This is a genomic window from Mesorhizobium sp. M4A.F.Ca.ET.020.02.1.1 (assembly GCF_004022645.1).
Lineage (GTDB): Bacteria > Pseudomonadota > Alphaproteobacteria > Rhizobiales > Rhizobiaceae > Mesorhizobium.
This window is the reverse complement of record NZ_RZOI01000507.1, coordinates 1-4,535: the sequence shown is the minus strand read 5'-3', so window position 1 is coordinate 4,535 and position 4,535 is coordinate 1. Positions and strand designations below refer to the sequence as shown.

Here is a 4,535-nt window from a genome sequence, read left to right as displayed (position 1 = left end):
GGGTTTCGGCGGACCGAAGACCTACAGCGAAAAGCATGGCGGCCACCGCGAGATGGTGATGCATCATCTCGGCAAGCACCTGAGCGAGGAACAGCGGCGGCGTTGGATCAATCTTCTCGCCGATGCCGCCGACGAGGTCGGCCTGCCCGACGATCCCGAATTCCGCTCCGCCTTCATGGGCTATGTCGAATGGGGATCGCGGCTGGCGAAGATGAACTCCAATCTCGGCGAGACCTGCGACCCCGAGACGGAGCCGATGCCCGCCTGGGGCTGGGGCGTGCCCGGCGGGCCGTACAAGCCGCCGGTTGGGAAATCGTAGCAGTGGCGGACCGGGCTCGGAGCACGATCGTCCGATGGCGGCAGTGGCAGGGCCTTGGCATCGAACACCTCGTCCTGAGGCAGGACTCCGGTGGGATATCGGCAGAGTCCGTGGCGATCTCGGCCGACCATGCGCCGTTCGCGGTCCACTACCGCATTTCATGCGACCCCGACTGGCGCGCCAGGGAGGTCGAGGTCGGCATCGTCGGCGGCGGGCGCTTCCGGCTCGAGACGGATGGAATGGGCAACTGGTCGAAGGACGGTGCTCCGATTCCGGAACTGACCGGGGCGCTCGACCCCGATCTCACCGTCACGCCCTTCACCAACACGCTGCCGATCCGGCGGCTGCGACTGAAGCCTGGCGAAAGCGCCGAGATCGCGGCGGCCTTCATCGAATTGCCGGAGCTGAGGATCGTCAAAAGCCCGCAGCGCTACACATGTCTCGATGAGGACAGACGCTATCTCTATGAGTCACTCAGGAGTGGCTTCCGGCGGGAAATCGAGGTTGATCGGGAGGGGCTGGTCGTTACCTATCCGGATTTCTGGCAAAGGATATGAATCGACCGCAGACCACTCTTTACAGAGCGCCCGGAAGCTTTTAGGAAGCGCCTGCGCCGAAACGCGCGTGTACGGGCATAGCTCAGTTGGTAGAGCGGCGGTCTCCAAAACCGCAGGTCGTAGGTTCGAGCCCTGCTGCCCGTGCCATTTTCCCGAAATGGCCGATTTCAATATCGTCGATAGCCCACCTGGTCCTTGAAAACCCATGGGTGGCTTGCCATTTGGTGGGAACTGGGGCATAAGGCGCCCATAGCCGGGACGGAACGACTGGATGGTTCCGAGGCGGCGTTTGGCCATAAAGCGGACACTTGCCACTTGCGTGGATCAAGAATCGGTTTTATGTAGACAGAACAGACACGCGACGCGTGGAGCTGGGAAGCCGGCTTTACGCGTCCGATTTGCATGGGCGAAATGGATGCGCTGATTCGGCGCCGCCATGAAGTCCGAGCGGCATGTCCCGGCCTGCGGGATCATCCAGGAGACCCGGCCAACGGGTCTTGAAGACAGAGCGGCATATGGCTTCGAAAACCACAAACCCTTTCACCTTTCTCCAGCAGGTTCGCGCGGAGACCGCCAAGGTGACCTGGCCGTCGCGACGCGAAACGATGATCTCGACGGTGATGGTCCTGGTGTTCGCGGTCATCGCGATGATCTTTTTCTTCACCGCCGACATAGCCATGGGCTACGCGATCGAGTGGATTCTGGGGCTGGGACGCTAAGTCCGGCGATTACGGAGAAGTCGTGAAATGACTGCGCGGTGGTACATCGTCCACGCCTATTCGAACTTTGAGAAGAAGGTCGCCGAGGACATCGAGAACAAGGCCAAGCAGAAGGGCCTATCCGGTGACATCGAGCAGATCGTGGTGCCGACAGAGAAGGTCGTGGAGATACGCCGTGGCCGCAAGGTCGATGCCGAGCGCAAGTTCTTCCCAGGCTATGTGCTGCTCAAGGCCAACCTGACCGATGCAGTGTTCTCGCTGGTCAAGAACACGCCGAAGGTGACGGGCTTCCTGGGCGACTCCAAGCCCGTGCCGATCACCGAGACCGAGGCGCAGCGCATCCTGAACCAGGTGCAGGAAGGCGTCGAGCGGCCGAAGCCCTCGGTCACTTTCGAGATCGGCGAGGCGATCCGCGTCTCGGACGGCCCGTTCGCGTCGTTCAACGGTTTCGTCCAGGAAGTGGACGAGGAGCGGGCGCGGCTCAAGGTGGAAGTTTCGATCTTCGGGCGCGCTGTGCCCGTCGATCTCGAATTCGGACAGGTCGAAAAGGGCTGATCCGAATACCCGCGCCGAAAGGCGTCGGGATGCCCTGCGCCGCTACGGCTCAGGGAAGGCGGCGCGAAGATCGCGCGGCCATGAACGGGTGGGAGGCGAACGCGGCTTTAGCCGGCCGCGGGAACCGCACCACCAGACTGCAACCGCCGGTGCTTCCCTGACAGTGGGACCGGCATGAGAAAAGGCAGGAATAGAGATGGCTAAGAAAGTTGCAGGCCAGCTCAAGCTCCAGGTTGCCGCGGGCTCGGCTACGCCGTCGCCCCCGATCGGCCCGGCGCTTGGTCAGCGCGGCATCAACATCATGGAGTTCTGCAAGGCGTTCAACGCGCAGACCCAGGAGCTGGAAAAGGGGTCGCCGATCCCGGTCGTCATCACCTACTACCAGGACAAGTCGTTCACCTTCGTCATGAAGACGCCGCCGGTGAGCTACTTCCTGAAGAAGGCCGCCAACCTGAAGTCGGGCTCGAAGGAGCCGGGCAAGGTCAAGGCCGGCACGATCAGCCGCGACAAGGTGCGCGCGATCGCCGAGCAGAAGATGAAGGACCTGAACGCAAACGACGTCGAAGCGGCCATGCGCATGGTCGAGGGCTCCGCCCGCTCGATGGGTCTGGAAGTGGTGGGCTGAGATCATGGCAAAGATTGCAAAGCGTATCGCCAAGACCCGCGAAGGCATCGATCCGAACAAGTCCTACGCGCTCCCTGAGGCGCTGAAGCTGCTCAAGGAGCGGTCCTCGGTGAAGTTCGACGAGACCATCGAAGTCGCGATGAATCTCGGCGTCGACCCGCGCCATGCCGACCAGATGGTCCGCGGCGTGGTCAATCTGCCGAACGGCACCGGCCGCTCGGTGCGTGTGGCCGTGTTCGCGCGCGGCGACAAGGCTGAGGAAGCCAAGGCCGCCGGCGCCGATATCGTTGGCGCCGAGGATCTGGTCGACATCGTCCAAAAGGGCACGATCGATTTCGATCGCTGCATCGCGACGCCGGATATGATGCCGCTGGTCGGCCGTCTCGGTAAGGTGCTCGGCCCGCGCGGCATGATGCCGAACCCGAAGGTCGGCACGGTGACCACCGATGTCGCCGCTGCCGTCAAGGCCTCGAAGGGCGGCGCCGTGGAGTTCCGCGTCGAGAAGGCCGGTATCGTCCATGCCGGCGTCGGCAAGATTTCGTTCGACGTCAAGGCGCTGGAAGAGAATGTGCGCGCCTTCGCCGATGCGGTGAACAAGGCCAAGCCGTCCGGCGCCAAGGGCAACTACGTCAAGAAGGTGTCGGTCACCTCGACGATGGGGCCCGGCCTCAAGCTCGACATCGCGACGCTCGCCGCGTCCTGATACGAACTGTTCTGATCGGCCGCTAACAGGCTGATCCGCAAAGAATTCCGGGCCTCCGATCCGTCGGCGGCCCGGTACCCCGGAGGCCGAAAGGCTTCCGGATATCCTGTCCGAGATTGCAGGCGGCCCAACAGCCTTAATTCATGTGGGCCTGCATGAGACGGGTGAAGACCCGACAAAGGAGCGAGAAGCTCCAATGAAAGGTTCGAACCGTGTTTGCCTTTTGTCTGCGCACCATTCGGCCTGCCGATTGGTGTGGCGAAAGGGGGCAGGATCCTCGAGCGTCGTTCGGGAGATCCGTTACTGGATGGCCCGGCCGGCAAAAGGCAACCCGACGCCTGTCATCGTGAATGGGAATGTTCCCATTGATGGGGCAGGGGTCAACTGGAGATAGGCAGTGGACAGAGCGGAAAAACGCGAACTCGTCACGGGCCTGAATGATGCGTTTTCGAACGCGGGTTCAGTTGTCGTGGCCCACTACGCTGGTATCACCGTCGCGCAAATGAACGACCTTCGGTCGAAGATGCGCGCCGCCGGTGGCACCGTCAAAGTCGCGAAGAACCGTCTCGCCAAAATCGCTCTTCAGGGCACGGACTCCGCATCGATCATCGACCTGTTCAAGGGACAGACGCTGGTCGCTTATTCGGAGGATCCGATTGCGGCGCCGAAGGTCGCGTCCGATTTCGCCAAGGGAAATGACAAGCTCGTCATTCTCGGCGGCGCAATGGGCACCACCTCGCTCAACGCCGACGGTGTGAAGGCACTCGCCACACTGCCGTCGCTCGACGAGCTGCGCGCCAAGCTGGTTGGCATGATCGCCACGCCGGCAACCCGGATCGCCCAGATCGTCAATGCACCCGCGGCTTCGGTCGCGCGCGTCATCGGCGCTTACGCCCGGAAGGACGAGGCGGCATGAGGCCGTTCCTCGCTATCACAAACACACGTTCGAACCTTACGAAGGAATATGCAAATGGCTGATCTCGCAAAGATCGTAGACGACCTTTCGAAGCTGACCGTCCTCGAGGCGGCTGAGCTGTCGAAGCTCCTGGAAGAGAAG

General features: G+C 62.3%; 6 protein-coding genes, 1 tRNA gene and 2 pseudogenes. All 9 read left to right on the top strand.

From position 1 onward, the window contains the following. A pseudogene (locus EN742_RS25360) lies at positions 1–319 on the top strand (globin); the annotation flags it as partial. 2 nt (positions 320–321) lie between these two features. After that, positions 322–876, top strand: a complete 555-nt coding sequence (locus EN742_RS25355; RefSeq protein WP_127421748.1) for a putative glycolipid-binding domain-containing protein — start codon at positions 322–324, stop codon at positions 874–876. A gap of 71 nt (positions 877–947) precedes the next feature. Then, positions 948–1,023 (top strand) — tRNA-Trp (locus EN742_RS25350). Positions 1,024–1,391: 368 nt separating this feature from the next. Next, the gene (gene secE / locus EN742_RS25345) at positions 1,392–1,595 is read left to right on the top strand and encodes a preprotein translocase subunit SecE (protein WP_126054422.1); all 204 of its coding nucleotides are present in this window, start codon (positions 1,392–1,394) and stop codon (positions 1,593–1,595) included. A gap of 27 nt (positions 1,596–1,622) precedes the next feature. After that, positions 1,623–2,150 carry a transcription termination/antitermination protein NusG gene (nusG, locus tag EN742_RS25340; protein ID WP_126054423.1) on the top strand — a complete coding sequence of 176 codons (528 nt, stop codon included), beginning with the start codon at positions 1,623–1,625 and terminating at the stop codon, positions 2,148–2,150. A gap of 196 nt (positions 2,151–2,346) precedes the next feature. Further along, positions 2,347–2,775: a 50S ribosomal protein L11 gene (gene rplK / locus EN742_RS25335; protein WP_095765524.1), complete on the top strand. Its 429-nt coding sequence runs from the start codon at positions 2,347–2,349 to the stop codon at positions 2,773–2,775. 4 nt (positions 2,776–2,779) lie between these two features. Further along, positions 2,780–3,478: a 50S ribosomal protein L1 gene (rplA, locus tag EN742_RS25330; RefSeq protein WP_127407108.1), complete on the top strand. Its 699-nt coding sequence runs from the start codon at positions 2,780–2,782 to the stop codon at positions 3,476–3,478. Positions 3,479–3,875: 397 nt separating this feature from the next. Next, complete coding sequence (gene rplJ, locus EN742_RS25325) at positions 3,876–4,394, top strand: 50S ribosomal protein L10 (RefSeq protein ID WP_126054425.1); 519 nt, start codon at positions 3,876–3,878, stop codon at positions 4,392–4,394. 54 nt (positions 4,395–4,448) lie between these two features. After that, positions 4,449–4,535: pseudogene (locus EN742_RS25320) on the top strand (50S ribosomal protein L7/L12); the annotation flags it as partial.